This window comes from Paenibacillus sp. A14 (assembly GCF_036864815.1).
Lineage (GTDB): Bacteria > Bacillota > Bacilli > Paenibacillales > Paenibacillaceae > Fontibacillus > Fontibacillus sanfengchensis.
Genome location: NZ_JBAGJD010000003.1, coordinates 1 through 21,774, shown reverse-complemented (window position 1 = coordinate 21,774; position 21,774 = coordinate 1). Strand labels below are relative to the sequence as shown.

At 52.3% G+C, this 21,774-nt stretch carries 18 protein-coding genes and 1 rRNA gene; 15 read left to right on the top strand and 4 right to left on the bottom strand.

Translation table 11 applies throughout. The annotated features are described in order from the left end of the window. Positions 1 to 31: 31 nt before the first annotated feature. The gene (locus tag V4U88_RS08050; RefSeq protein ID WP_334072761.1) at positions 32 to 3,358 is read right to left on the bottom strand and encodes a DEAD/DEAH box helicase; all 3,327 of its coding nucleotides are present in this window, start codon (positions 3,356 to 3,358) and stop codon (positions 32 to 34) included. Between the two features lie 151 nt (positions 3,359 to 3,509). Here V4U88_RS08050 and V4U88_RS08045 point away from each other — a divergent pair, with 151 nt between their 5' ends. From V4U88_RS08045 to V4U88_RS08015, 7 genes are all read left to right on the top strand, one after another. After that, a complete protein-coding gene (locus V4U88_RS08045) occupies positions 3,510 to 4,490 on the top strand; it encodes an aldo/keto reductase (RefSeq protein ID WP_334072760.1) in 981 nt (326 codons plus the stop codon). 166 nt (positions 4,491 to 4,656) lie between these two features. Then, positions 4,657 to 5,421: a MerR family transcriptional regulator gene (locus tag V4U88_RS08040; RefSeq protein ID WP_334072759.1), complete on the top strand. Its 765-nt coding sequence runs from the start codon at positions 4,657 to 4,659 to the stop codon at positions 5,419 to 5,421. A 113-nt stretch (positions 5,422 to 5,534) separates the two neighbouring features. Next, positions 5,535 to 6,938, top strand: a complete 1,404-nt coding sequence (locus tag V4U88_RS08035) for a protoporphyrinogen oxidase (RefSeq protein WP_334072758.1) — start codon at positions 5,535 to 5,537, stop codon at positions 6,936 to 6,938. A 415-nt stretch (positions 6,939 to 7,353) separates the two neighbouring features. Then, positions 7,354 to 8,295: a glycosyltransferase family 4 protein gene (locus tag V4U88_RS08030; RefSeq protein WP_334072757.1), complete on the top strand. Its 942-nt coding sequence runs from the start codon at positions 7,354 to 7,356 to the stop codon at positions 8,293 to 8,295. A 42-nt stretch (positions 8,296 to 8,337) separates the two neighbouring features. After that, positions 8,338 to 9,447, top strand: coding sequence for a class I SAM-dependent methyltransferase (locus tag V4U88_RS08025; protein ID WP_334072756.1), 1,110 nt, complete (start codon positions 8,338 to 8,340; stop codon positions 9,445 to 9,447). Positions 9,448 to 9,465: 18 nt separating this feature from the next. Then, the gene (locus V4U88_RS08020; protein WP_334072755.1) at positions 9,466 to 10,221 is read left to right on the top strand and encodes a galactosyltransferase-related protein; all 756 of its coding nucleotides are present in this window, start codon (positions 9,466 to 9,468) and stop codon (positions 10,219 to 10,221) included. Further along, on the top strand, positions 10,190 to 10,948 hold the full coding sequence (locus tag V4U88_RS08015) for a glycosyltransferase (RefSeq protein ID WP_334072754.1): 759 nt from the start codon (positions 10,190 to 10,192) through the stop codon (positions 10,946 to 10,948). Before V4U88_RS08020 ends, V4U88_RS08015 begins: the two co-directional genes overlap by 32 nt. Positions 10,949 to 11,025: 77 nt before the next feature. Here the strand turns inward: V4U88_RS08015 and V4U88_RS08010 are convergent, their stop codons facing one another. Beyond that, positions 11,026 to 13,575, bottom strand: a complete 2,550-nt coding sequence (locus tag V4U88_RS08010) for a glycosyltransferase (protein WP_334072753.1) — start codon at positions 13,573 to 13,575, stop codon at positions 11,026 to 11,028. 198 nt (positions 13,576 to 13,773) lie between these two features. Here V4U88_RS08010 and V4U88_RS08005 point away from each other — a divergent pair, with 198 nt between their 5' ends. Continuing rightward, positions 13,774 to 14,523 carry a hypothetical protein gene (locus tag V4U88_RS08005; RefSeq protein WP_334072752.1) on the top strand — a complete coding sequence of 250 codons (750 nt, stop codon included), beginning with the start codon at positions 13,774 to 13,776 and terminating at the stop codon, positions 14,521 to 14,523. 29 nt (positions 14,524 to 14,552) lie between these two features. Next, positions 14,553 to 14,753, top strand: coding sequence for a hypothetical protein (locus V4U88_RS08000; protein WP_334072751.1), 201 nt, complete (start codon positions 14,553 to 14,555; stop codon positions 14,751 to 14,753). A gap of 3 nt (positions 14,754 to 14,756) precedes the next feature. Here the strand turns inward: V4U88_RS08000 and V4U88_RS07995 are convergent, their stop codons facing one another. Then, the gene (locus tag V4U88_RS07995; protein WP_334072750.1) at positions 14,757 to 16,088 is read right to left on the bottom strand and encodes a glycosyltransferase family 2 protein; all 1,332 of its coding nucleotides are present in this window, start codon (positions 16,086 to 16,088) and stop codon (positions 14,757 to 14,759) included. 161 nt (positions 16,089 to 16,249) lie between these two features. Then, complete coding sequence (locus V4U88_RS07990) at positions 16,250 to 17,482, bottom strand: aminopeptidase (protein WP_334072749.1); 1,233 nt, start codon at positions 17,480 to 17,482, stop codon at positions 16,250 to 16,252. A gap of 356 nt (positions 17,483 to 17,838) precedes the next feature. On the opposite strand from V4U88_RS07990, the gene V4U88_RS07985 reads away from it, so the two are divergent. The 6 genes from V4U88_RS07985 to V4U88_RS07960 all read left to right on the top strand — a co-directional run. Beyond that, positions 17,839 to 18,639: a sulfite exporter TauE/SafE family protein gene (locus tag V4U88_RS07985; protein WP_334073362.1), complete on the top strand. Its 801-nt coding sequence runs from the start codon at positions 17,839 to 17,841 to the stop codon at positions 18,637 to 18,639. 74 nt (positions 18,640 to 18,713) lie between these two features. Further along, positions 18,714 to 18,983 (top strand): hypothetical protein, encoded by a 270-nt coding sequence (locus V4U88_RS07980; protein ID WP_334072748.1) that lies wholly within the window; start codon positions 18,714 to 18,716, stop codon positions 18,981 to 18,983. Positions 18,984 to 19,033: 50 nt separating this feature from the next. Beyond that, positions 19,034 to 19,459, top strand: coding sequence for a VOC family protein (locus V4U88_RS07975; protein ID WP_334072747.1), 426 nt, complete (start codon positions 19,034 to 19,036; stop codon positions 19,457 to 19,459). A gap of 221 nt (positions 19,460 to 19,680) precedes the next feature. Then, a complete protein-coding gene (locus tag V4U88_RS07970; RefSeq protein WP_334072746.1) occupies positions 19,681 to 20,205 on the top strand; it encodes a TetR/AcrR family transcriptional regulator in 525 nt (174 codons plus the stop codon). 80 nt (positions 20,206 to 20,285) lie between these two features. After that, positions 20,286 to 21,257 (top strand): SDR family NAD(P)-dependent oxidoreductase, encoded by a 972-nt coding sequence (locus V4U88_RS07965; RefSeq protein WP_334073361.1) that lies wholly within the window; start codon positions 20,286 to 20,288, stop codon positions 21,255 to 21,257. A gap of 394 nt (positions 21,258 to 21,651) precedes the next feature. Further along, positions 21,652 to 21,774, top strand: a 16S ribosomal RNA gene (locus tag V4U88_RS07960); the annotation flags it as partial.

Below are 21,774 nucleotides of genomic sequence, written 5' to 3'. Positions count from 1 at the left end.
TTACATATAAAAAAGGCCCTCCCAAGAGGACCTAAATCATCAGAATTTCACGGATTTCCTGTTCCGTCAGACTGGACAGCGCTTCTTGTCCGGGCTCGATCACTTCATCGATAAGATCTCTTTTCTTTTGCTGAAGCTCGTACATTTTCTCTTCAACGGTATTTTCGGTGATGAGCCGAATGACCTGTACGACACTTTTTTGTCCCATGCGATGCGCCCGATCGGCCGCTTGCTGCTCGACCGCCGGATTCCACCAGAGATCGTAAAGGATCACCGTATCGGCGCCGGTCAAATTGAGCCCGGTACCTCCGGCTTTCAAAGAGATCAGAAACAAATCGCGTTCGCCGTCATTGAAACGGGAGCACAATTGAACGCGCTCGGAAGGCGGCGTTTTACCATCCAGATAGAAAAAGGGGACACCGCGATAACCCAGTTCCTTGCCGATCAAGCCGAGCATTTCGGTGAACTGCGAGAAAATCAGCAAGCGTCTGCCGGAGCTGAGACATTCCTCCGTGATTTCCAGCAGTTGCTCGAACTTGGCCGAACTGCCTCCGTAATCCTCGACGAACAAGGCGGGATGGCAGCATATCTGGCGAAGACGGGTCAGTCCAGCCAAGATGCGGATCCGGTTCTTCTGGAAGCTCTCTTCGTTCAGATGTTTTAGAGTTTCCTGTTGCAGTTGGGCCAGAAGGGCGGCATAGAGCTTCTTCTGCTCCGGAAGCAATTCCGAGGTCTGCACGGTTTCGATTTTTTCGGGAAGCTCTTTAAGAACATCGGTCTTTAAGCGCCGGAGCAAGAACGGGCGGATCATTTTGGCGATCTGCTCCCGGCTTAACTCGTGAAACTGCTGGCGGTTTTGGAACAGGGCCGGGAAAACGACGTCATAAATCGACCAAAGCTCCTCCAGTTTGTTTTCCACCGGCGTTCCGGTCAAGGCAAAGCGGTGCTTGGCCTGCAGCGCCTTAACCGCCTGCGCCGTTTGGGTAGCGTAATTCTTAAACGTTTGCGCTTCATCGAGAAACATGGTGTGAAACGCGTGTTTGGCGAAATGCTCAATATCCATACGCAGCACCGGATAGGAGACGATCAGCACGTCGGTTGCCGCGGCCTGCTTCAGCACCTGCAGCCTGTCGCTTTTACTGCCGTCGGCCACGGCGCAACGGATATCCGGAGCGAATTTTCGCAGTTCGTTCCTCCAGTTATAAACGAGGGAAGACGGAGCTACGATGAGAGCCGGCTGCTGCTGGTCCCGAATTTCCGGCAGGACCGAGAGGAGGAAGGCGATGCTTTGCAGGGTTTTGCCAAGGCCCATATCATCGGCGAGAATGCCGCCGAAACGGTAATGGGCCAGCATCTTCATCCACTGGTATCCGTACGCCTGATAATCGCGGAGAACGGATGCCAACTGCCGCGGCACCGGGAAATCCAGGCCGTCAGGATTTTTGATGTGATGCAGAAGCAGGCGGAAGCTTTTGTCCAGCTTGATGGAACTGCCGTACTTGTGCTCGTCCAGCAGATGAAGGCCTTTGGTCACCGGGACCCGAAATCCGTTTCCGGCCTCGCCTACCATATGCGGACCCAAATCGTTCATCAAGTTGACGATCTGCTTGAATTCTTCATTGTCGAGCGGCAGCAGGGCGCCTTCGGGAAGCCGGTAGTATTTCCTTTTTACTTCCAGGGCCTGAATCACTCCGCGGATTTCCTGTTCCGAGATCCCGCTCAGGTCAAAGGAGATTTCCAGCCAATCCGTTCGTTCTCCCAGTTGGACCGAAACCTTCGGCGGGGCGGAAACCGGAACGATCCGGGTCTTGACCGCCGAAGTGGCATAAACATCGAGCAGTTGTTCAAGCCGGGGGACGATATGCACCAGGAAATCGTATTCGGCCTCTTCTTCATCCAGAAAGTAGCCGCTTTCCGTCTTGACGAAAGAGCTTTCCTCCATAATCTCAAGGATCCGGCTTTCCTGTTCTTCGTCGCGCATTAGGATGAGATCGCTGCCTCGGGCGGTTCCGCTTTCGAGCGGGTTGAGGACGATATCGCCGTACTGGAATTCCAATCCGGCCAGAAGACGGTTGCGCACCCGGTCCAGATAAAGCCGGGCTTTCAGCGGGGATCTAACCATCCGCTCGGTGACGGTTTCCGCGATTTGTACGGAGCCCATTCTTTGCAAACCCGGGAGAACCTTCTGCATAAACGGCTCCATTTGATCGGCGGCGATATAGATATGATTTCTGCGGGAAGCATCCAGCATGTTTTTGAATTCCCGCAATCGCCGGCACCGGTCGACCGGCAGCTTCCGAAGTACGTCGTCCGTAAGAACCAGCCCGTAGTTTTCCAGGATTTTTAAATCGGCGAGCCCGTCGACATCCAGACGATAGCCGCCATCTTCGGCCCGGTCGAACCTGTATTTAACCGGGAGCGGTTCGTCCGAAATCGCGAACGGCCGAGGTTTTCCGAACCCGAGATCCAGCTTGACGGATGGGGCGGACGCTTGGAAGCTGCGGAGCAGTTCGGCCCAAGCGTAAGGAGGCAGAAGCAGGGTCCTTGTCTCTTTGTTTCGCCTTGAGGCTCCAACGCTCAATCTGGCATCTTCCTGATAAAGCCGCTCGTTTCGCGATACCTCGACCAGTTGGCGCAGAATGCTATCCTGTGCCGGTTCGAAACTATGAATCGCCGGATCATAAGTGAACTGTTCGGAGAAAGGGTAGTTTTCTCCACGTTCAAGATTGTTTAGAAAGTCGCGGATATGCTTGACAATATAGAGCCGGTTGCCGCCGATCTTAAGTTCGACGCCGAAGACGTACTGATTGGGGCCGACAGGCGATGGTTTGAGTATAAATTCGGCTTGCAGGCGGGTCCGGGAGTCAAAGCGGGACCCTGCGCTTTTTCTGCGTATTCCGCCTTCTGCAAATAGACCCATCACGTCCCGGGTTAGCCAAACGTCCCGGGAGGAGCCCCCGGATCGTAGTCTTGGCGAGGCGTGACGGTCCGCCAATTCGTTGAAGGACTCATCGGCGGGGCGGCCCTCGGGATACAACAGCGAGACGGAACGCGTCGGAAAGCCGGAGCCGGCTTGTTGTTCCCGAATCCCTAACAGGACGGCGGCGATATGTTTACAATTGTTGTTATATAGAGCGTAAGCGGGACATTGACATTCGGCGGATACATCGCCGTTGAGGTCGATGTGAACGAATACGCGGTAACTGTCGGTTCCGCGGACGATGGCCTGGTAGTGGCCGGCTTCCGGATCGGTGTGGGTGAAAGTAACTCTTTTTTGCCGGAAGTAGGCCTCGCCGCGATCGTACGCGATGCGTCCGCACAGCAGCTTGATCAGCCGCTCGGTTAAGGGTGAGCTCATGGGCGTACCCTCCTTAAAACCAGAAATTTTGACACTATATCATATTACCAGAAACACGGCGAGATGGAAGGGTGGTGATGTCAGCAGTTTGTCCTAACGAAAGATAGCATGGGCATTTTGTTTTCATTCAATTGATGAGGAGTGAACAAGTATGAAATATAGCTATTTGGGCCGTTCCGGGTTAAAAGTCAGCCGGCTTTGTTTGGGGACGATGAATTTCGGCGTGGATACGGAAGAACGCGAAGCGTTTAAAATAATGGATGCCGCCGTGGATGCGGGGATTAATTTTTTTGATACGGCCAATATCTATGGTTGGGGTGAAAATGCGGGCAGAACCGAGGAAATTATCGGGAAATGGTTCGCCCAAGGAGGGGGCCGGAGAGAGAAAGTCGTTCTGGCCACCAAGTTTTACGGGGAGATGAGCGACTCGAACGATGGGCCCAACAATGCTCCCGGGCTGTCCGCCTACAAGATGCGCCGCCATCTGGAGGGATCGCTCCGGCGGCTGCAAACCGATCACATCGAGCTGTATCAAATGCACCATGTGGACCGCAACGTGTCTTGGGACGAACTTTGGGAAGGTTTCAGCATAGCGCTGTACCAGGGGAAAATCGGGTACATCGGTTCCAGCAACTTCGCCGGCCGGGATCTGGTGAAGTCGCAATACGAAGCGAAGGCGAAAGGCATGCTCGGTCTGATTTCCGAGCAGCATAAATTCAGCCTGCTCTGCAGGTTGCCGGAGCTGGAGGTGCTTCCGGCCGCCGAGGAGCACGGCATCGGCGTGATCGCCTGGAGCCCGCTGGACGGCGGCCTGCTGAGCGGCCATGCGCTGCGCCCGGCGCCGGGCTCGAAACGCGCGAACAATCCCGCCCGCGTGGAGAAGCATCGCGGGCAGCTCGAGGCGTTCGAGCGTTTTTGCCGCGAGCTCGGCGAAAGCGAGGCCAATGTGGCGCTGGCCTGGACGCTTACGCGTCCGGCGATGACCGCGCCGATCATCGGCCCGCGGACGCTCGGGCAGCTGGAGACCGCGCTGCGCGCGGTTGACATTCAGCTGGGCGAAGCGGAGCTCCAGCGGCTGGATGAAATTTTCCCGGGGCCGGGCGGGGAAGCGCCACAGGCGTACGCCTGGTAGGCGATAATCCCGGCAGACAGAACTAGCGCGTGTCAGGAAGCCCTTTCCCGGCCATCCTTATGGATGACGGAAGGGGCTTCTTATTTTTTTTGCCGTCACAGCTTAAAACGGGGTTGACCTTCACGCGGCGTTAAGGTGTACATTGGATTCGTCAGGAGGAGATTCTATGGAATACACGATTCAAAAGCTGGGGCAGTTGGCGGGAGTCAGCACCCGGACCTTAAGGTACTATGATGAAATCGGGATTCTCAAGCCGGCGAGGATCAATTCATCGGGATACCGGATTTACGGTCAGGATGAAGTGGATCGGCTGCAGCAGATTTTGTTCTACCGGGAACTCGGGTTTTCCCTGGAACAGATCGGATCGATCGTCAATGACCCGTCATTCGACGGGGCCCGCGCTTTGAAGGAGCACCGTGAACGACTCCTGGAAAGAAGACAGCAACTGGACGCATTGATTGCCAATGTGGACAAAACGATTGCGATGAAGGAAGGGAGAACGAAGATGACGGATCGGGAAAAATTCGAGGGCTTTAAACAGAAGCTGGTTGAGGATAATGAAGTGAAATTTGGCAAGGAAATTCGCGAAAAATACGGAGAAGATGCGGTGAACCGTTCCAATGCCAAGGTTCTAAATATGACGGAAGAGGAGCATCAAGAACTGCAGCGTCTGGAGCGGGAGATGTTCTCGGCCTTGCAAACGGGAATGGCGGCCGGGGATCCAGCAGGCGAGGCGGCGCAACAAGCGGCGGATTTGCATAAGCGGTGGCTTACGTTTTACTGGGACCAGTATTCCGCGGAAGCGCATGTCGGATTGGCAGAGATGTACGTGGCCGATGAACGTTTTAAAACTTACTATGATAAAAATGGTCCCGGAACGGCCGAGTTTCTGCGCGATGCCGTGCTCATTTACACCGGGAAAAAAAGCTGACGATTCGGTAACCCGCCGACGGATTGTTCGCCAAATCATTGTTTCCGCCTCCTTACTTGGGTTATCATTATAATTATATTGTGAAAGAGTTCTCTAATCGAGGTGGAAGTCAATTGAAAACGGTCGTGATCATCGGCGGCGGAATCACAGGTCTGTCCGCGGCTTATTATTTGCAGAAAGAGATACGGTCCCGGCGGCTTGAGACCCGGATTACGCTGATCGAATCGAGCGAACGGCTTGGCGGGAAGATCCATACGGTCCGCCAAGACGGCTTTATTATGGAAGCCGGCGCCGATTCCATCGTCGCCCGGAAGAAGAATGTGGCCCCTCTTGTGGAAGAACTGGGCCTGAGCGAAGAGGTCGTCTATAACGCAACTGGCAAATCCTATATTTATACGGAAGGCCGGTTGAAGCTGATTCCGGAAGACGCGGTTTTCGGCATTCCGCTCAGCCTGGAATCGCTGGCCAAGAGCGAATTGATCTCGGCTGAGGGCAAGGTTGAAGCGCTGAAGGATTTTTACACCCCGAACGGGACGTTTACGGTAAATGACTCGGTGGGCGGCTTTCTGGAGGCCTTCCTCGGCAAGGAAATCGTCGAGAAGCAGATCGCTCCGGTGCTGTCCGGCGTGTATTCCGGCAACCTGAGCGATCTCACACTCGCTTCCACTTTACCATACTTGCTGGATTATAAGAACGAGTACGGGAGCATTATAAAAGGTCTGGCCGAAAACCGTCAGACCTTCAAAGGAACCGGGGACAAGAAATTCTTCTCCTTTCAAGACGGCGTTTCCGCGTTGGTGGATCGGATTGAATCCAGGCTGGAGGATGTGGAATTGCTGAAGGAAATCTCGGCTGAAGCGCTATCCCGTACCGGAGGCCGATATCAAGTCCAACTTTCCGACGGGAGCAAAAAGGAAGCCGATTTCGTGGTGATCGCCACGCCGCATACCGCGGCACAGGCTTTGCTTAAGGACGCCATGCTTGACGAAGATTTCGCGGGGATGCGCAGCAGCTCTATGATCAGCGTCTATTTGGGCTTCGATCTCTCCGACGGGGAGCTGAAGGCCGACGGCACCGGCTTTATCGTGTCGCAGTCCCCGGATGTCGTTTGCGATGCCTGCACATGGACCAGCCGGAAATGGAAGCATACTTCCGGGACGAGCCGTCTGCTGGTAAGATTGTTTTACAAAAGTTCGGGACCGTCCTTTGCATGGCTTCAAGGTCTTTCGGAGAACGAACTTCTTGACGTAGCCCTTAAAGATGTAGCCGCCAGCCTGGGGATTCATAGCGAACCGGTCACCCACGTCGTTACCAAATGGCTGGATTCCATGCCGAATTATCATATTCGTCATCACGAACTGGTGCAGTCGCTGGAGCAAAAACTTTCCTCCGCCTATCCCGGGGTTTATTTGGCGGGATGCTCTTATTACGGGGTCGGTATTCCGGATTGCATTGCGAACGGGGAACAGATCGCCGGGAAGATCGCCGGGCGGATGGCTGAGCAGGCGGCAATCTGAGATTTTTAATAAAATTTTGGGTTCTTCCGTTTCAATCCCCATAGGCCGGGTAAAGTAATAACAAGTGGGAAGTGGTAAAAGGAAAACACCAGACGGATGTCATGTTCCATGTCGATCCGGAAAGGCAGCTGATTTACCATGAACTCTCTTGCAAAAAGGAAGAGACGAAAGAAACTGCTTCGTTTCTTGTCAGGTAGAATACCCTAGCCTTTGGAAGATTGCTTAACATTTAAATATCGCTTCCCACAACAGAGGACTCCGCGGTTTTCAATCGCGGGGTCTTCTTCTTGTTTGGGCAGAAGAGCAGGACGAGGCAAATGCATCAATTTCGCCGCTCCCGTAACTTGGCGGGGCAAGCTCGAATATGATCAAATATGGCGGTTCAGACGGAAGCGGGAGGTGAGTATCAAGGGAGATGAAAGATCTTTTATTATATGACGTGGAGTGGTGGATCCTAGGAAAAACGGCAAAAATGATCCAACGGTATCATCCCGCCCTCGATATCATGTCCGCCAGAGAATTGGACGACTATATCCGGGAAAAGGGCACCACCGCTTTAAATGCGGAGTATCGGACGATTTCCGCTATGTGTCTCGGCATCGCCGCTTACGCTATCTTCAAGCATGTCCGGATCGATTCCGCCGCAGCGGTCTCCTATTACTATTTCAGTAAAAATTACGACACTTACCGGGAATGGCAGGATGAACTGGTTCCGGATCCGGAATTTTTGCGGCTGCTGATTCCGAGAATCCGTAAGATCGGCAGCATGAACCGCAGGCTCACGGATAAGCTGAAGCAGCTCGCGCCCAAGGCGGACATCGAGTATATCGGTCATTTCGTGGACCATTGCCTGTTTCATCCCGCCGAGCGTCTTCGGGCTTCGGACGAACCTTTGGTCGTCGGGTGGGCGGGGGACCGGAATAAACGATCCAAGAACTATGATACCTTGTTCCTCCCCATACGCAGCCATTTTGAGCAGGATGCCGAGGTTCGATTTTTAGATACCCCCGGGCGGTATGCCCATGAGGATATGCCCTCCTTTTATCATTCCATCGACCTTCTTCTCATCACGTCTTCGAACGAGGGCGGCGGGGCCACGGCGCTGGAAGCGTTCGCCTGCGGCAAGCCGGTCCTCTCAACGGATGTCGGTTACATCAGGGAAGCGGCGCCTTCCGAGGCTCACGAACTGATTCTTCAAAGTGACAGCCCCGAGGCTTTTATCCGGGTGGTAGACCGGTATAAGAAAGAGAGAACGGCACTTCAAAGCCTGGGATTAAAATGCCGGCAGCAGATCGAAGACCATTGGAGGATAGATCAAGGGGTGGCCCGATGGTTCCGGGTCCTGTTCGGTTTATGACGGCTAACGACGTATAACGATAAGGAAACGGGGAGGATGACATTGACTGCCGAACTATACGTTACGACCGAAGTACCTATAGAGCTGATTTTTACGGATGTGGATGTACGCACGGCGAATAAGGAGCACACAATTCCCTCTTTTACGGAAGAATGGTTTGCCCACCATAAGGTCTACTCCGATGTATCGCTCATGCGGATGGAGCCGCATCAAGAGTTGTTCCGCTATTTTTACGGAGAGACCTTAGCCTCTCCCGAACCTTATTTGGATTGGTACGAAGGCATTCATCGCCTTAGAGGCATCGTGCCGCCGATGGAACGGGAAGGCCTGCTGAACCAGAAACGGATGGAATTTGAAAATATGCGTTTCTATTTGCAGAACGACCCAAGCTATTTTACGGATCATCCCCCGCAGGTCACCTATCGGACGCCGGGGAGATTTAATATTCAGGACGGACATCATCGGGCTGCTTTTCTGTACTGTTCCGGTTTAAGGCGGATTCCCGTCCGGATGCCGCGTGCGGATTATGAGCGCTGGATGAACCCGGAGGCGCTGGAGGACACGTTGCATACGATGGCAGTGCAGCAACGGGACCTCATTTATACGCCGATCCTGCATCCCCGTTTCTACGAAATGAGAAGTGAGCGGGATGAATTTTATAAAACCAGGCTGGATGTGATCCTGGAGTATTTGGGCCCCCGGAACTTGAAACGATTGAAGGTGCTTGATATCGGCTGCAATATCGGCTACTATGCCCGTCACTTCACGCGTGAAGGTGCTCGGGTTACCGGCATCGAGCCGGACCCGCAGCATACGGATTTGCTGATGCAATTGAACCGGCTGGAGCGGGCCGATTTTGAACTGGTTTGCGAGCCGTTGGAGCGTCTCGTGGGACTTCAGGGATATGAGGTCGGGCTTCTGCTGACGGTGTTTTACCATTTCATGGGGGATCCCGACCTCAGCGAACGATTTCTTGGTATTGTAGATTGTGCGGTTCAAGGATTATTGTTCTGGGAATCCGGCGACCGGATCGAGGAAGAGAAGTCCCTGCTGTTCAAGCATACGGGGTTTGAGGATTACGTAAAGCTGGCGGATACGTTCGGAACGGGAAAATACCGCGAACTCGGTGTCTTTTTGAAGCGGCCGAGATAAGTTTGGAGGTGTGGACATATGTTTCAGGAAGTATCCGTACTGATGCCGTATAAGCCGGATGACGGACCTAGAGATCGGGCCTTTCATTATATCAGGCGGTTTTACGAACGCATGCTGCCGGGGGCGCAGTTATGCATCGGTGAAGATTTGGATGAACCTTTCAGCAGATCGAAGGCGATTAACCGCGCCGCTTCTCAAGCCACAGGACGTGTTTTTGTCATCGCGGACAATGATCTGATTTATCATCCCGCGCTGTTGCTCCAGTCGATTCAACGGCTTGGCAAAGACCGCTGGGTTATTCCGTTTGCGCGGATCAATCGTCTGTCCGAGGCCGTCTCCCACCGAATCGTGCAGGAAGGGAGCGGCAGTTGGCCGCTGCCGGTTCAGCCGGACACGAAGCCGGCCGAAGCGACTTATTTCGTAGGCGGGATGAACGTGCTGCTGCGGCAATCTTTTGAAAGCGTTGGCGGGTATGATGAGCGATTTATCGGTTGGGGCGGTGAGGATGAAGCATTCGCCTATTCCTTGGATACGATGGTAGGGAAGCATGTCCGGCTGGAAGGGGAGCTGTTTCATTTCTGGCACCCTTTTGTCGGACCGAGCGGGAATCCGCATTATGACGAGAATTACAAGCTTTACTTACGCTATAAGGCCGCGTGGGGCAACCCTGAGGAAATGTACCGGCTGCTCGAGGAGAAACGTAAAATATGTAAAGGAAAAGGGGCAGATGGAGAAGATGGGAATGAAATTGTCGGTGATTGTTCCTGTCCTTAATGAAGCTACATTCGTTCCGCTATATTTGGAGAGTGTAGGTGCCTATGCCTATGAGATCATCATGGTGGATGGAGGCAGCACGGACGGGACGCTTGAAATGATAGAAGCTTTCCAACAACGGGGTTATCCGATCAAACTGTTTACCATGCCGCAAACCGGTCTTCCTTATTCGGAGGATTGGGATGAATCGCGGGTGCGCAATTTTTTGATCGAGCAGGCTTCCGGAGACTGGATTATGAATTTGGATATCGATGAAATTGTGGAGGACCGCTTTAAAGAGTTGCTTCCGGAATTGATGAGCCGCCATGGTGTGCATATCTACCAGTTTCCCTTTGTGAATTTCTGGAGAGATCCCAAAACGCTCCGCGTGAATAGTCCCGGGGATGAAAGATGGTCGAATGACATTACCCGGATGTGGCGTTCCGGCATCGGTATCCGATATCGCGACGAGAAGCATCATTGCACGCTGGAAGGGCCGGGAGGTCAAAGCATTTGGCAGATTCCCAGAGGCAGAGTGGATATCAATATTTACCATTACCATTATGCCTTGGGAAAAAAAATCAAGTTTAACGATAACCGGCGAGGCGACGTCAATTTGCCTGAAAATGAAGGCGAAGCGGATTGGAATTACGCCCATCCCGAATATGCGATCGCCACAAACAAGTTTAAAGGGGAGCATCCGGCAGTGATTCAGCGTTATTTGCAGCAGACGAAGCCCTCCTCCTGATCGAAAAAACAATAAGCCCTCTACGTTCCATTTGCCGCATGGCGAGTAGGCACTAGAGGGCTTTCGCATTTTCGCATTTAAGTGGAACTTTGAAGCAGTGGGCATGAACCGAGCACTTCTTCCTTCAGCCGCCGGGCAAATTCGGCCGGATCCCGGAACGTCCACCGCTCCAAGTCGGGCAGGGCCGCCGAGAGCTGTCCAAGCTGATCCTCCGGATAGGCAAAGCTATCGGCTATGCGGCGTTTGGCGTTGACGGGGACCGGTGCTGATTCGCCGCAATAGATCACGGCGTCCAGTTCCGCTTCCGCCAGCAAATCCACCCGGTTCGTCAAATATAGCAGATACCCTCCTTTACGGAAGCCCGTGATGGGCCGGTTATAATGGCGGAGGGCGTTTATGATCAGGAGGAAGTTCTGGCTCGAAGCGAGCTCCCTGACCACGTATTGCCAGCGCGAGGCATACGCCGTCCATTTTTTTTCGCCCAAAATCAGAATGCAGGGAACCCCGGCTTCCTGGATTCGCTCGGCCGCCTGCCGGGGCGTTTCCGTTATCGAGAAGAGGTTGTCTGGCCGCAAAGGAGTTCGCCAGGATTTCCCCCATTTTTGCTCGAAATACCCCTTGTTTTTTTCCCAAAGCTCTTTATATACCTCAGGCTGCATTTTGCGTATGGTGGCGCTCCCGTGGTGATACACGAAGGCGTCTTCAACGACGAGCAGCCGGTATCCGGCAGCCCTCACCCGTTCGCAGTAATCGTCGTCCTCAAACATCCCGATGCCGTAGCCGGTGTCCAGCGGACCGATTTTCTCCCAAACCTCCTTTTTCATGGCGACGCAAAAAAATCCCAACAATTCGGTGGTCCTGACGCGTCCTTGATTAAACCGGTAAAAATCCTGCAGCCAATCGGGATGGGCTCCGGATACCGGGTCCGCGACAAAATGGTCCAACGCCTGATCATTGCCGACAAAGTTGGACATCGGACCGGTCATCCCGACTGAAGGATTTTCTTGCATGGGGCGAAGTAGGCGGGAAATCCAACTGCCGTCCGGCACGATCGTATCGTTATTGAGCAAAATGTAATACTCGCCAGTCGCCTGCTCGATCCCCTGTGAATTGCCTGCTGCGAAGCCCAAATTCCGCTCCGAAAGAATTATTTTGATTCTGCTGTCCCGGATTCTTCTTAATCGCAGTGAAGTTTGATCGGTGGAAGCATTGTCAACTATGACGATCTCCAGATTCGGATAATGTCCGGGACGGAGCAGGCTACGCAAACACTGCTGGGTATACGTCCAATTGTTATGGGTCACGACAATGACGCTTACTTTGGGATACAGCCGCTTAAGAATGAGTTCGTGGATATCCAGGTAACGCTGCTCCCAGGAATGTTGACGGGCAAATTCCCTCCGCTTCTCCTCCAATTCTGGGGCTTTGCTTCTTAGAGCGGATTCGATGGCTTGCTCGAAAGAAACCGGGTCCGAAGCCATCCCGACAAGATGGGGAGACACCGAAGCGACCTCGGGCAGTTCCGTGGAAACGACCGGTTTGCCTGCCGCCAGATACTCATAAAGCTTGACGGGGTTGGTCGCCTCCGTCAGTCGGTTCTGTCTGAAAGGGATCAACGCAACATCAAATCGGCGCAAATAACCGGGGAGCTGCTGATAAGGTTTTTCGCCGAGCAGCAAGACATTCTTCAAATGTTCGACCTTCGAAATATCGCAGCCGAAGGTGTGCCCAATCAGGACGAAGGTCCAATCTTTTCTTTTTTCCGCTAGTTCCCGAATCAGATCAATGTCGAACCAGTCGGAGATGGCACCGTAGTAGCCGATCACCGGGCCGCGGAGCTTCTCCAGTTCGGCCGCCGTCGGAACTTGGGCGGACCTTGCGAAATGGCTGACATCCGCCGCATTGCGAAGCAAAGATACATCGGGGCGGAGTCTTTGAAGCTTCTCCTGAAGTCCTTGAGAAGAGGCAAGCACCAGATCCGCACGGAGGATCATTCTTTCTTCCTGATGCAGCATGGATGAAGCGTTTGTGGAAAAACCGGCGTGGTCATCCATGCAATCGTAAACGATCGTGTGCTCAGTCAAATTTTCAACGAGCGGTGACCAAAACGGAAGATCTACGATGGATACCATCTCGGTAATGGCGAATTTTTCTTTGACGACTTCGACGGACAGGCTCAAAAACTCCACATCCCGCGGACTCATTTGATCTTGGTACAGATTGAGCCTGGAACTTGAGCAAAGGGTTACGTTCCACACCCTCGGCGCGATTTTTTTGATTTTGACATAGCGCGCAATATCTTCTTTACCTCCGGCATCCATAGGCAGTGGATTCATCTCGGTCGTTACATAAAAGACGCGATGCCCCCGGTCGGCAAATTGCCGGGATATCTGCTGCGGACGCTGCCATCTGAAATGCCAATCAATGACCGGAAAACGAAATATATCATATAATTCACCGGTACGGCTCGGGGAATGGGGGGGAGATTTTACCGGAGGAGCGGCGAGCGCGGCGTTCTCCCGCGGAAACATTTCTCCGGCACCTTCCCTTAAAGGTGTTGATGGTCCGGCATTCAATAACGCTAGGCTTCGAATCGGTTTTTCGATGCGAGTTCCTGTTTTTTTCAACAGAGCTCTCCTCCCTAAGCAAATGTCTATGGTTAGAGTATGAGAGAAGCTGCCGCTCCGCATGGGGCGAAAGCCCGCCTGCCTAAAATTATGGAATTCCGTTCCTCAAATAGGCCTTTTTCTTATCTTTGCGAAGATAGGTTGCCGCACGGAGGCGAATGACATAAGTTACCGTATCAAAGTGAGGAGGTAGGGAACGTGAGGATTTTATGGGGGAACACTCAACTGCCGGATTACGAAAAACCGGTACAAAAAAAGTGGAAAGTAAAACGAAAACCCAAACTAGGGACTTGGACGGGAAAACGCGGCAAGGTACGCCATAGTCTTAAACGCAAAATCGTCCGCCTAAAGCTGCAAGTCGGTCGGCTCACCGGCAATGTGAGCGAATTGACCGTTCGGATAAACACCTTGCAAACGCAGGTCAACCAGCTTGCATCCCAAGCCGCAGCCAAACCGCAGCCGCCGTCTCCTCCAGCCCCTGGAGCAGGTCCGGGGGGCGGGACAGGAACCGGAGTGGGGACGTCTACCGGCGGAAACGCCGCTCAACATACGGTTACAACGATTCATAAAACAGTGAACGACAGCTCGGCCCGTGGAGACGGGACCCTGGATTCGCTGGAAAGTGCGCATGCCCGGATTACCGCCCTGCATCAACTAGTCGACGGTATTCTGCGCCAAATCAATTCGCAGCAGCGGCAAATCGATGACGCTTTTTCCAACATTAACGCCTTGAGACAACAGGTTCAGCAATATGTCGGGCCAACGGAAAATTATGAGGGTATCATTAATTTGTTGACCCCTTTGTTAAACACGAGCGTAACAATCGATACCGCCGCCGGCCCGATTTTCGGTACATTGGTGGCTATCGGATTGGACTATATAGAAATTGTGGAACCGGACGGCAGCATTGTTCTCATTCCGCTCGATCAAGTTTTATCCGTATCTTAAGCAAATGGAGTATAGGAGGGCATTAAGCGATGGATTTTGAACAGAGGTTAAGTGCATTTATCGGAAGGTTCATTGAAGTGGTTTTTGCTAACCAGTTTTTGCAGGGCCAGCTTCTGAGCGTTTCCGACGACTCGTTTGTCGTCCAGGCGGAGAGCTCCAATTATATTCCCGAGCCCCGTCAAGTAACCGTGTTCTCGGATAACGTCATTTTCGTGCGCATTCCGCAGTAGCCCCTAATGAAGGCTCGTCATCGGCGATTTCAATTGTTCCCGCATCCAGGACTTCCATATTTCGTACGTCTCCTTTTGCTGACGGTGCGTAATGCTGCCGCCTCTAATCCGTCTGTGATAAAGGGGTCTGGGTACAAAAGCAAAGGGGAATTGGCGCGCGATTCGAATGAGCAGCTCCAAATCTTCGTACAGTCTTCCGGCAAAGGGTGCTGCCGTATTCCAGCCGCCTAATTCTTTTAGAACCGCGGTTTTTAGCAGTCGCGGAGCCAGCGGTTCCGCCCGGCTCAATAGATCGTCAGGGGTCATGACGGGAGCGTGCCGGGAAACGGTCTGCAACAGCAATTGCCGGTTCGCCCGTTCCTGCCATTGAGCATATTGGGCCCAAATGACGGCAGCCTCCGGCATAGTCTCGGCTCCTTCAAGCAGAGCGGCGCAGCATTCGGGTGCGAGCCAATCGTCGGCATCGAGTTCAAGGAGCCATTCTCCCCGCGCCATCCGGAGAGCTTGATTCAGTGCATACGATTTGCCCTGGTTTTCATTTAGGATAAGACTGCGGATTCTGGAGCTTCGGGAAAACCGCTCTATGACTTGCGTCGTATCGTCGGTCGATCCGTCATCCACGAGGATTAGCTCCCACTCCAAAAAGGATTGAGCCATTACGGAACGTACGGCCCAAGGCAAATAGTCGCTGTCGTTGTAGGAGGCGATGACGATGGTGATCCGCGGAGGCTGTCGGGTGAAGTCCGGGCGCTCCGTCTCCTCTTCGTGGTGCTTCGCGAACAGAAGCGGGAGAATAAACCTCCGCGTCTCAGGTTCTTTAAGCCAGGGAGGCGGCTGCATCGGACTCGGGATAAGCACCTCTCCACCGAGCGGATGCCATTTCCATGTTTGTGCGAGTTGATATTGTTTATCAATCAAAAGGTATTGATCGAACGGGCATTCGGGCCAGGTTGGAAATCCGGGGAAACTCCCGGTGCAAACCGCTTCTTTGCGCCATAGTATAGGGCCGCGGGGAGCGGGGGAGCCGGGAAGGAAATTAGCGGAACCGGCCGAAGCGTCGTCCAGAACGGCTCCGGCCGTATCGTCCGGAACAGTCCGAAACCAGTGCTCCAATTGCCGGGCCAGCTCCGGTTTAACGACTTCGCCGGCGATCAGTGTAAGGAACCAGTCTTCCGGGATGGCAGCCAAGGCGCTGTTGATAAGTTCCGCGGCGCCCCTTCCAGGACCCGTCGAAAGGGTCATGATCGTGACCTGAGGCAATACGGAAAGCAGGGAGCGCTCGGTTTGCCGACAAAGGTAAGGTGGGGTGTCTTTGGAGAATATAAACGCTAGCATCGATATCACCTTTGCATTTGTTTTTCTCAGGATATGCATAAGCCGACCCGGATGCACCAACGGGTTCAAATCGGGTCATATAAAAAAGATCATGGTTAACGGGAAGTCCGGCGGGATCAGGCGTCAATCATGATCTTTTTGTTAGAACAACGACTTAAGCATTATGCCCAGTTTCCTTTGCGGAAAACGGGTTCGATCGTTCCATCCTGAAGCTCGCCGTCGATTTCGAGCTCGGCCGAGCCAATCATAAAATCTACATGAGTCAGACTGACGTTGGCGCCTTTTTGGAGCAGCTCATCTTTGGAGAGCTTTGTGCCCCCTTCGATATTGACGGGATAGGAGCTGCCCAGGGCGAAGTGACAGGATGCATTCTCGTCGATCCCCGTATTGTAAAAAATCCGATTCATCAAAGAAATCGGAGAGTTATGAGGCACCAGGGCCATTTCGCCCAGGTAGGAGGCTCCCTCATCCGTAGCCAACAGGGCGGTAAGATGTTCTCGCCCGGATTCGGCGTGATATTCCGTAACCTTTCCGTCCTTGAAGGTCAGACGAATGCCTTCGACCAATCGCCCGTTCAAATTCAGGGGGAGCGTGCTCGTAACTGTCCCGTTTACCCCGGTGCGAAGCGGCATCGTGTAAATTTCCTCCGTAGGCATGTTGGCCACGAAGTACACGCCGGATTCATTATGGTCTCCTCCGCCGAGCCAAAGATGTCTTTCGGGCAGTTCAACCTTCAGGTCCGTACCCGGTGCGCGGTAATGCAAGCTTTTATACCGCTTTTTGTTCATATACTCCTGCTTTTCCTTCAGTTTGCCGATATGTTTCCGCCAAGCATCAACGGGATCTTCATTCCCGTTAACCCGGTTCATCTGGAATACGGCCTCCCACATCGCCTCGATCCGACCGTTTTCGGGCAGGTCGGCGAACACTTTGTCGGCCCAGGCTCGTGTCGGAGCCTTGATCAGCGACCAACTGATTTTATTCGTCCGGATATAGCCCTGGAATTTCTCGCGGGCCACCGCGGCCGCCTTCACAGCGGTAGCTACTTTGTTGCCGTCCACACCGCTGAGCAGCATCGGATCGGGCACTTTGATGTGCAGTAGAGCACCGCCTCCCTCAGCGAGCTGCTCAACCATATCCGCCTGCCATTTCGGGTAAAAACCGAAGGAATCGTCCGGTGCTTTCTCATACCGAATCTTGGCAATCGTCTCGTCGTCCCATTCTACCTGAACGTATTTGGCCCCGGCTTCATAAGCTTTGGCGACGATCAGACGGGTGAATTCCACGGTCTCGAGCGGTGCCTGCACAATCAAAACCTGGCCGGGCTGTATGTTAACGCCCACTTTTACGACCAGTTCGGCATATTTCTCCAGTAAAACCTCAAAATTTTTCAAAGTTCTGTCCTCCCCGATAATTGCTCTATCCAATCCATTATATCGGAAAGGGAAAACACGGAGCAAAAAGGGACATTTAGTAATTACTCCTGTTGTTGATTGGAGTTATAATGGTAAGTAACCCTGACACCGAGCGTGTAGTAACTTTCCTCGCGGTAATGGCCATCGGGGCATTTTTTGACGTGGCAATCGGGTTCCCGGTCTGCTGCGAGCGGCTTTTGGCATACGGGACATTTGGGAGTAAACCATTTTTTAAACAGACCGGCCATCCATTAATTCCTCTTTTCAGATTAATTTACTTGGTATTATTATAACGGATTTGATCCGGTTCGTATACGGGTTTTATGAAGGACGTGATCAGCATTTTATTACTACTTGTCATGGTTCTGCTTGGCTTGGCGGGATCTTTTCTGGCGGGCATGTTTGGAATTGGGGGAGCGATTATCAACTATCCTTTGCTGCTTTTTGTTCCTCCGGCTCTGGGGCTTGCCGGGTTCACTACGCTGGAAGTGTCGGCGATCAGTATGTTTCAGGTGTTCTTTTCCGCCTTGTCGGGAGTTTTGACCACGCAATTGACGCGCAAAAGAAAGCCGGATGCTCCCGGAGTTCACCGAAAACTAGTGTTTTATATGGGAGGTAGTATTCTGGCCGGAAGCTTGTTGGGCGGACTAGCCTCCGGATATATCGCCGGAAATCTAATCAATATAACATATGGTGGACTCGCGATTTTGGCCATCGTTTTGATGCTCGTTCCACCAAGGGGAACCGCTCCGGAGACCGGGGAAAACGCGGGTTTTCCCGCAATTTTAGCCGTTGTTTTGGCCTTTCTCGTGGGGATCGTCTCAGGGATCGTCGGGGCTGGCGGTGCCTTTCTGTTAATTCCGATCATGCTGACTGTTCTGAACATTCCGGTTCGGACGGCGATCGTCTCCTCGCTGGCAATTGTCTTGTTGTCGGCCGTAGGTGGTGTTGCCGGGAAACTCGCAACGGGCGGGCTACCCGTCCTGCCCACTCTATTTACGGTGATCGGCTGTCTGATCGGCGCACCGCTCGGCTCCCGGGTTGCGGCCAAAATGGATACCCGCGCCCTTCGGTACGGCCTGGTGGCCATCATCGCTGCCACCGCGGTTAAAGTGTGGTTCACTGTACTGTTTTAAAGGGTATAATCCGGGCATGTTTGCCTCAAATTAGGACTGCAGGATGAATTAGATCATTTCCTAAGGAGGCTAAGATGAAAGAAAATCCCTTCTCCAGTTTGCAGTCGCAAAATCCAATCTCTCAAGCGCAGGAATCCGCGGAAAATGTGCGCCGTGCCGTGAATCAGGCCCAATCCCATCCAAGGGAGGAAACGATTCAAAACGCCCGTAACGCTATTAAGAAAGCGGAAAATGCCATCGCGCAGGCCGAAGGGCGCATGAACCAGGAACCGATCGAGCGGGCGAAGGAAAGTCTGGAACAAGACCGCGCCGATTTGGAACAGGTGGAAAATCAGTTTAAATAAATGTATGATAGCCGTGGAAACTTTACTTTAAAAGAAGGAGGGTAAAATTCATGGCTTTACATTTAAATTCCTATTTAACGATGGATGGCAATGCGAGAGAAGCGATCGAATTTTACAAACAAGCGTTGGGAGCCGAGGTGCTTTTCGCCCAAAGCTTTGGAGAGATGCCGGAAAACCCTGAGTTCCCGCTGCCCGAAGGAATGAAGGACCGTATCTCCCATGCGACCTTAAAGGTAGGAGATTCTGTACTGATGTTTTCCGACTCTTTTCCCGGCAATTCCCCGCAAAAAGGAAGCATGCTCTCGATTTGTGTTACAACGGATGATCTGGCTGAATCCGAACGGATCTTTAGTGCGCTCCAAGAAGGCGGCGAGGTGGAAATGCCGCTGCAGGATACATTTTTCAGCCCTGGATATGGCATGGTCACCGATAAGTTCGGCGTTCTGTTTCAAATTTTCACCAAGGGCCTCCAGTAAGACAGGACGGCAGGACAAGTTATTAGGGCTTTTCTGAAATTGATGTAAGGAAATCCGCGGACACCGCGGATTTTTGATTTGGCGATTTTTTTTGAATAACAAGGAAAAATAAGGCTTGATAAAACAGGTAGGATGCGATAGACTAAGTTCAGTTAGTAATTGGTCAATCAATAACATTTGTTGTGCAGATAGTCTACAACGGGTGAAGGGGGCACCAACCTATGACAAAGAGAGCAGCCTCGGCCAATCGGCGAACCGACATTGTCAACGCTGCGATTGAGGTGTTCGCGGAAATCGGATATTACCGAGCAACTACCGCGCAAGTGGCGGAGCGGGCCGAAATTTCGCAGCCGTATGTTTTTCGTTTTTTTAATAAAGAGACATTGATGGTCGCGGCATTGGAAGTTTCGTTTCAAAGGATTCAGCAGGCGTTCGACCGCATCATTCGATCGGCGGATCAGGAGCATCTGGAGGCGGGTTTGATCCGGGAATACGAAGGGATTATGGAGTTGCACCGGAACGAAATCTTGCTTCAGATGCAAGCGCAGACCATTCAGGAAGAGCCGATTCGCGAGGCCATGAGAAAAGGGATGGCAGAAATACATCAAATGGTGCTAAATGCGTTTGAGAAAGCGGGGATCGGGAATCCTCAACGGCGAACCGAAAATTTTATAGCCAGAGGTCTGCTGTGCAATGTGACGATGGCTTTGAATCTGCCTCAGCTTATGAAAAAAGATCTTGGTTGAGGGAGATCTTTTTCGAGTATTTGTGATTGATCAATCAATAACAAAAATAATATTATTAATTTGGAGGGAGTATTAAAATGATGAAAAAGGCGATCGTATTGGGTGCAACCGGGGGTGTAGGCCATCCATTAACCGTTGAGTTGGTCAAAAGGGGAGTAGAGACGATTGCATTCGGGAGATCCATGGATAAATTGAAGAAATTAGCGGATGAGATCGGTCACAACCGGTTGTTACGTCTTTATGCAGGGGATGCTTTTCATCCTGAGGACATTGTGAAAGCCGCCGAGGGGGCGGATGTTATTTTTCATAGTGCCAACATTCCTTATCACGAGATGGAGACCCGGCTTCTCCCTTTGGGCGAGGCGGTGATGCAGGCGGCCGAACGTTTGGGGACCAAAGTGGTAGTGGTGGATGGAATATACCCTTATGGGAGGAGAACCGTGGAGAAAGCGACGGAAGATCATCCTAAAACTCCGCATACTCGTAAAGGGAAAACCCGTCTCGCTTATGAAAAGATGATCCTGAGTTCGCGGTGGAAAAAAGCCCGCCCGTTGATCGTCCGGCTCCCCGATTATTACGGGCCTTCGGCCCAGGCTTCTTACCTTTCATTGACCATGCAGGCGATTGCGGCCGGTAAGGGCACCGCTTTTATCGGAAACATGAAGGTTCCCCGGGAATATGTATATCTGCCAGACGCGGCCAATATGATTGTAAATATTGCGGAACGGGATAGCTCTTATGGACAAAACTGGCACATCCCCGGCCCGGGACTGCTTTCGGGGCACGAGTTGGTCCGGATTGCCCAGCAAGCCAGCGGGCGGAAGAAAACGGTGATTCCAATGGGGAAGGTTAGTCTGACTATGGCGGGATGGTTTAATCCGGTGATGAAAGAGGTTGTCGAGATGCTATATTTGACGGAAGAGCCGTTTGTGTTGAGCGGGGAGAAATACGAAAGACACATCGGACCTCTCATCTGGACGCCTCACGAAAAAGCGATTCGCGATACCATCGTGAAGCTGCAGGAGGAAGATGAGAAAGCAAAGTCCCAATAAATAAAGAAGCTTTTTCCTTGGATATCTTTATATATGGATATCCTTTTTTCTTCGTGGTAAGATAAGTGTCCAGTCGGTTTTGGCGAGGCTTATAGCAACTTGAAGCATGAAAGCTGAAATCCTGGAACAATTTATCACTTGTAAGCATTAGCTGAATATGTTATATTATTATTCCTGCCGCTTCGACGGTATGGTGGCAAGCGAAATGGTAAGAATTAGTTCTTGCAATCTAGCTTGCTCATATGATAAGATATAAAAGTTGCCGATGATGAGGCGATAACGAAATGAATGAAGTTGATCTTTGAAAACTGAACAACGAGTGAGTATTAAAATGAGAAGTAAAATTCTCGTCAGATTCAAAATGAGCTATCAGCTTATTCAATGAGTTTCAACTTTATTGGAGAGTTTGATCCTGGCTCAGGACGAACGCTGGCGGCGTGCCTAATACATGCAAGTCGAGCGGACTTGATGGAGTGCTTGCACTTCTGATGGTTAGCGGCGGACGGGTGAGTAACAC

Coding starts and splice junctions, on each gene's coding strand:
- V4U88_RS08000 (WP_334072751.1), top strand. CDS start 14,553: ATGGATTTTGAACAGAGGTTAAGTGCATTTATCGGAAGGTTCATTGAA.
- V4U88_RS07980 (WP_334072748.1), top strand. CDS start 18,714: ATGAAAGAAAATCCCTTCTCCAGTTTGCAGTCGCAAAATCCAATCTCT.
- V4U88_RS08040 (WP_334072759.1), top strand. CDS start 4,657: ATGGAATACACGATTCAAAAGCTGGGGCAGTTGGCGGGAGTCAGCACC.
- V4U88_RS08050 (WP_334072761.1), bottom strand. CDS start 3,358: ATGAGCTCACCCTTAACCGAGCGGCTGATCAAGCTGCTGTGCGGACGC.
- V4U88_RS08030 (WP_334072757.1), top strand. CDS start 7,354: ATGAAAGATCTTTTATTATATGACGTGGAGTGGTGGATCCTAGGAAAA.
- V4U88_RS07970 (WP_334072746.1), top strand. CDS start 19,681: ATGACAAAGAGAGCAGCCTCGGCCAATCGGCGAACCGACATTGTCAAC.
- V4U88_RS08020 (WP_334072755.1), top strand. CDS start 9,466: ATGTTTCAGGAAGTATCCGTACTGATGCCGTATAAGCCGGATGACGGA.
- V4U88_RS07965 (WP_334073361.1), top strand. CDS start 20,286: ATGAAAAAGGCGATCGTATTGGGTGCAACCGGGGGTGTAGGCCATCCA.
- V4U88_RS08015 (WP_334072754.1), top strand. CDS start 10,190: ATGAAATTGTCGGTGATTGTTCCTGTCCTTAATGAAGCTACATTCGTT.
- V4U88_RS08045 (WP_334072760.1), top strand. CDS start 3,510: ATGAAATATAGCTATTTGGGCCGTTCCGGGTTAAAAGTCAGCCGGCTT.
- V4U88_RS07995 (WP_334072750.1), bottom strand. CDS start 16,088: ATGCTAGCGTTTATATTCTCCAAAGACACCCCACCTTACCTTTGTCGG.
- V4U88_RS07975 (WP_334072747.1), top strand. CDS start 19,034: ATGGCTTTACATTTAAATTCCTATTTAACGATGGATGGCAATGCGAGA.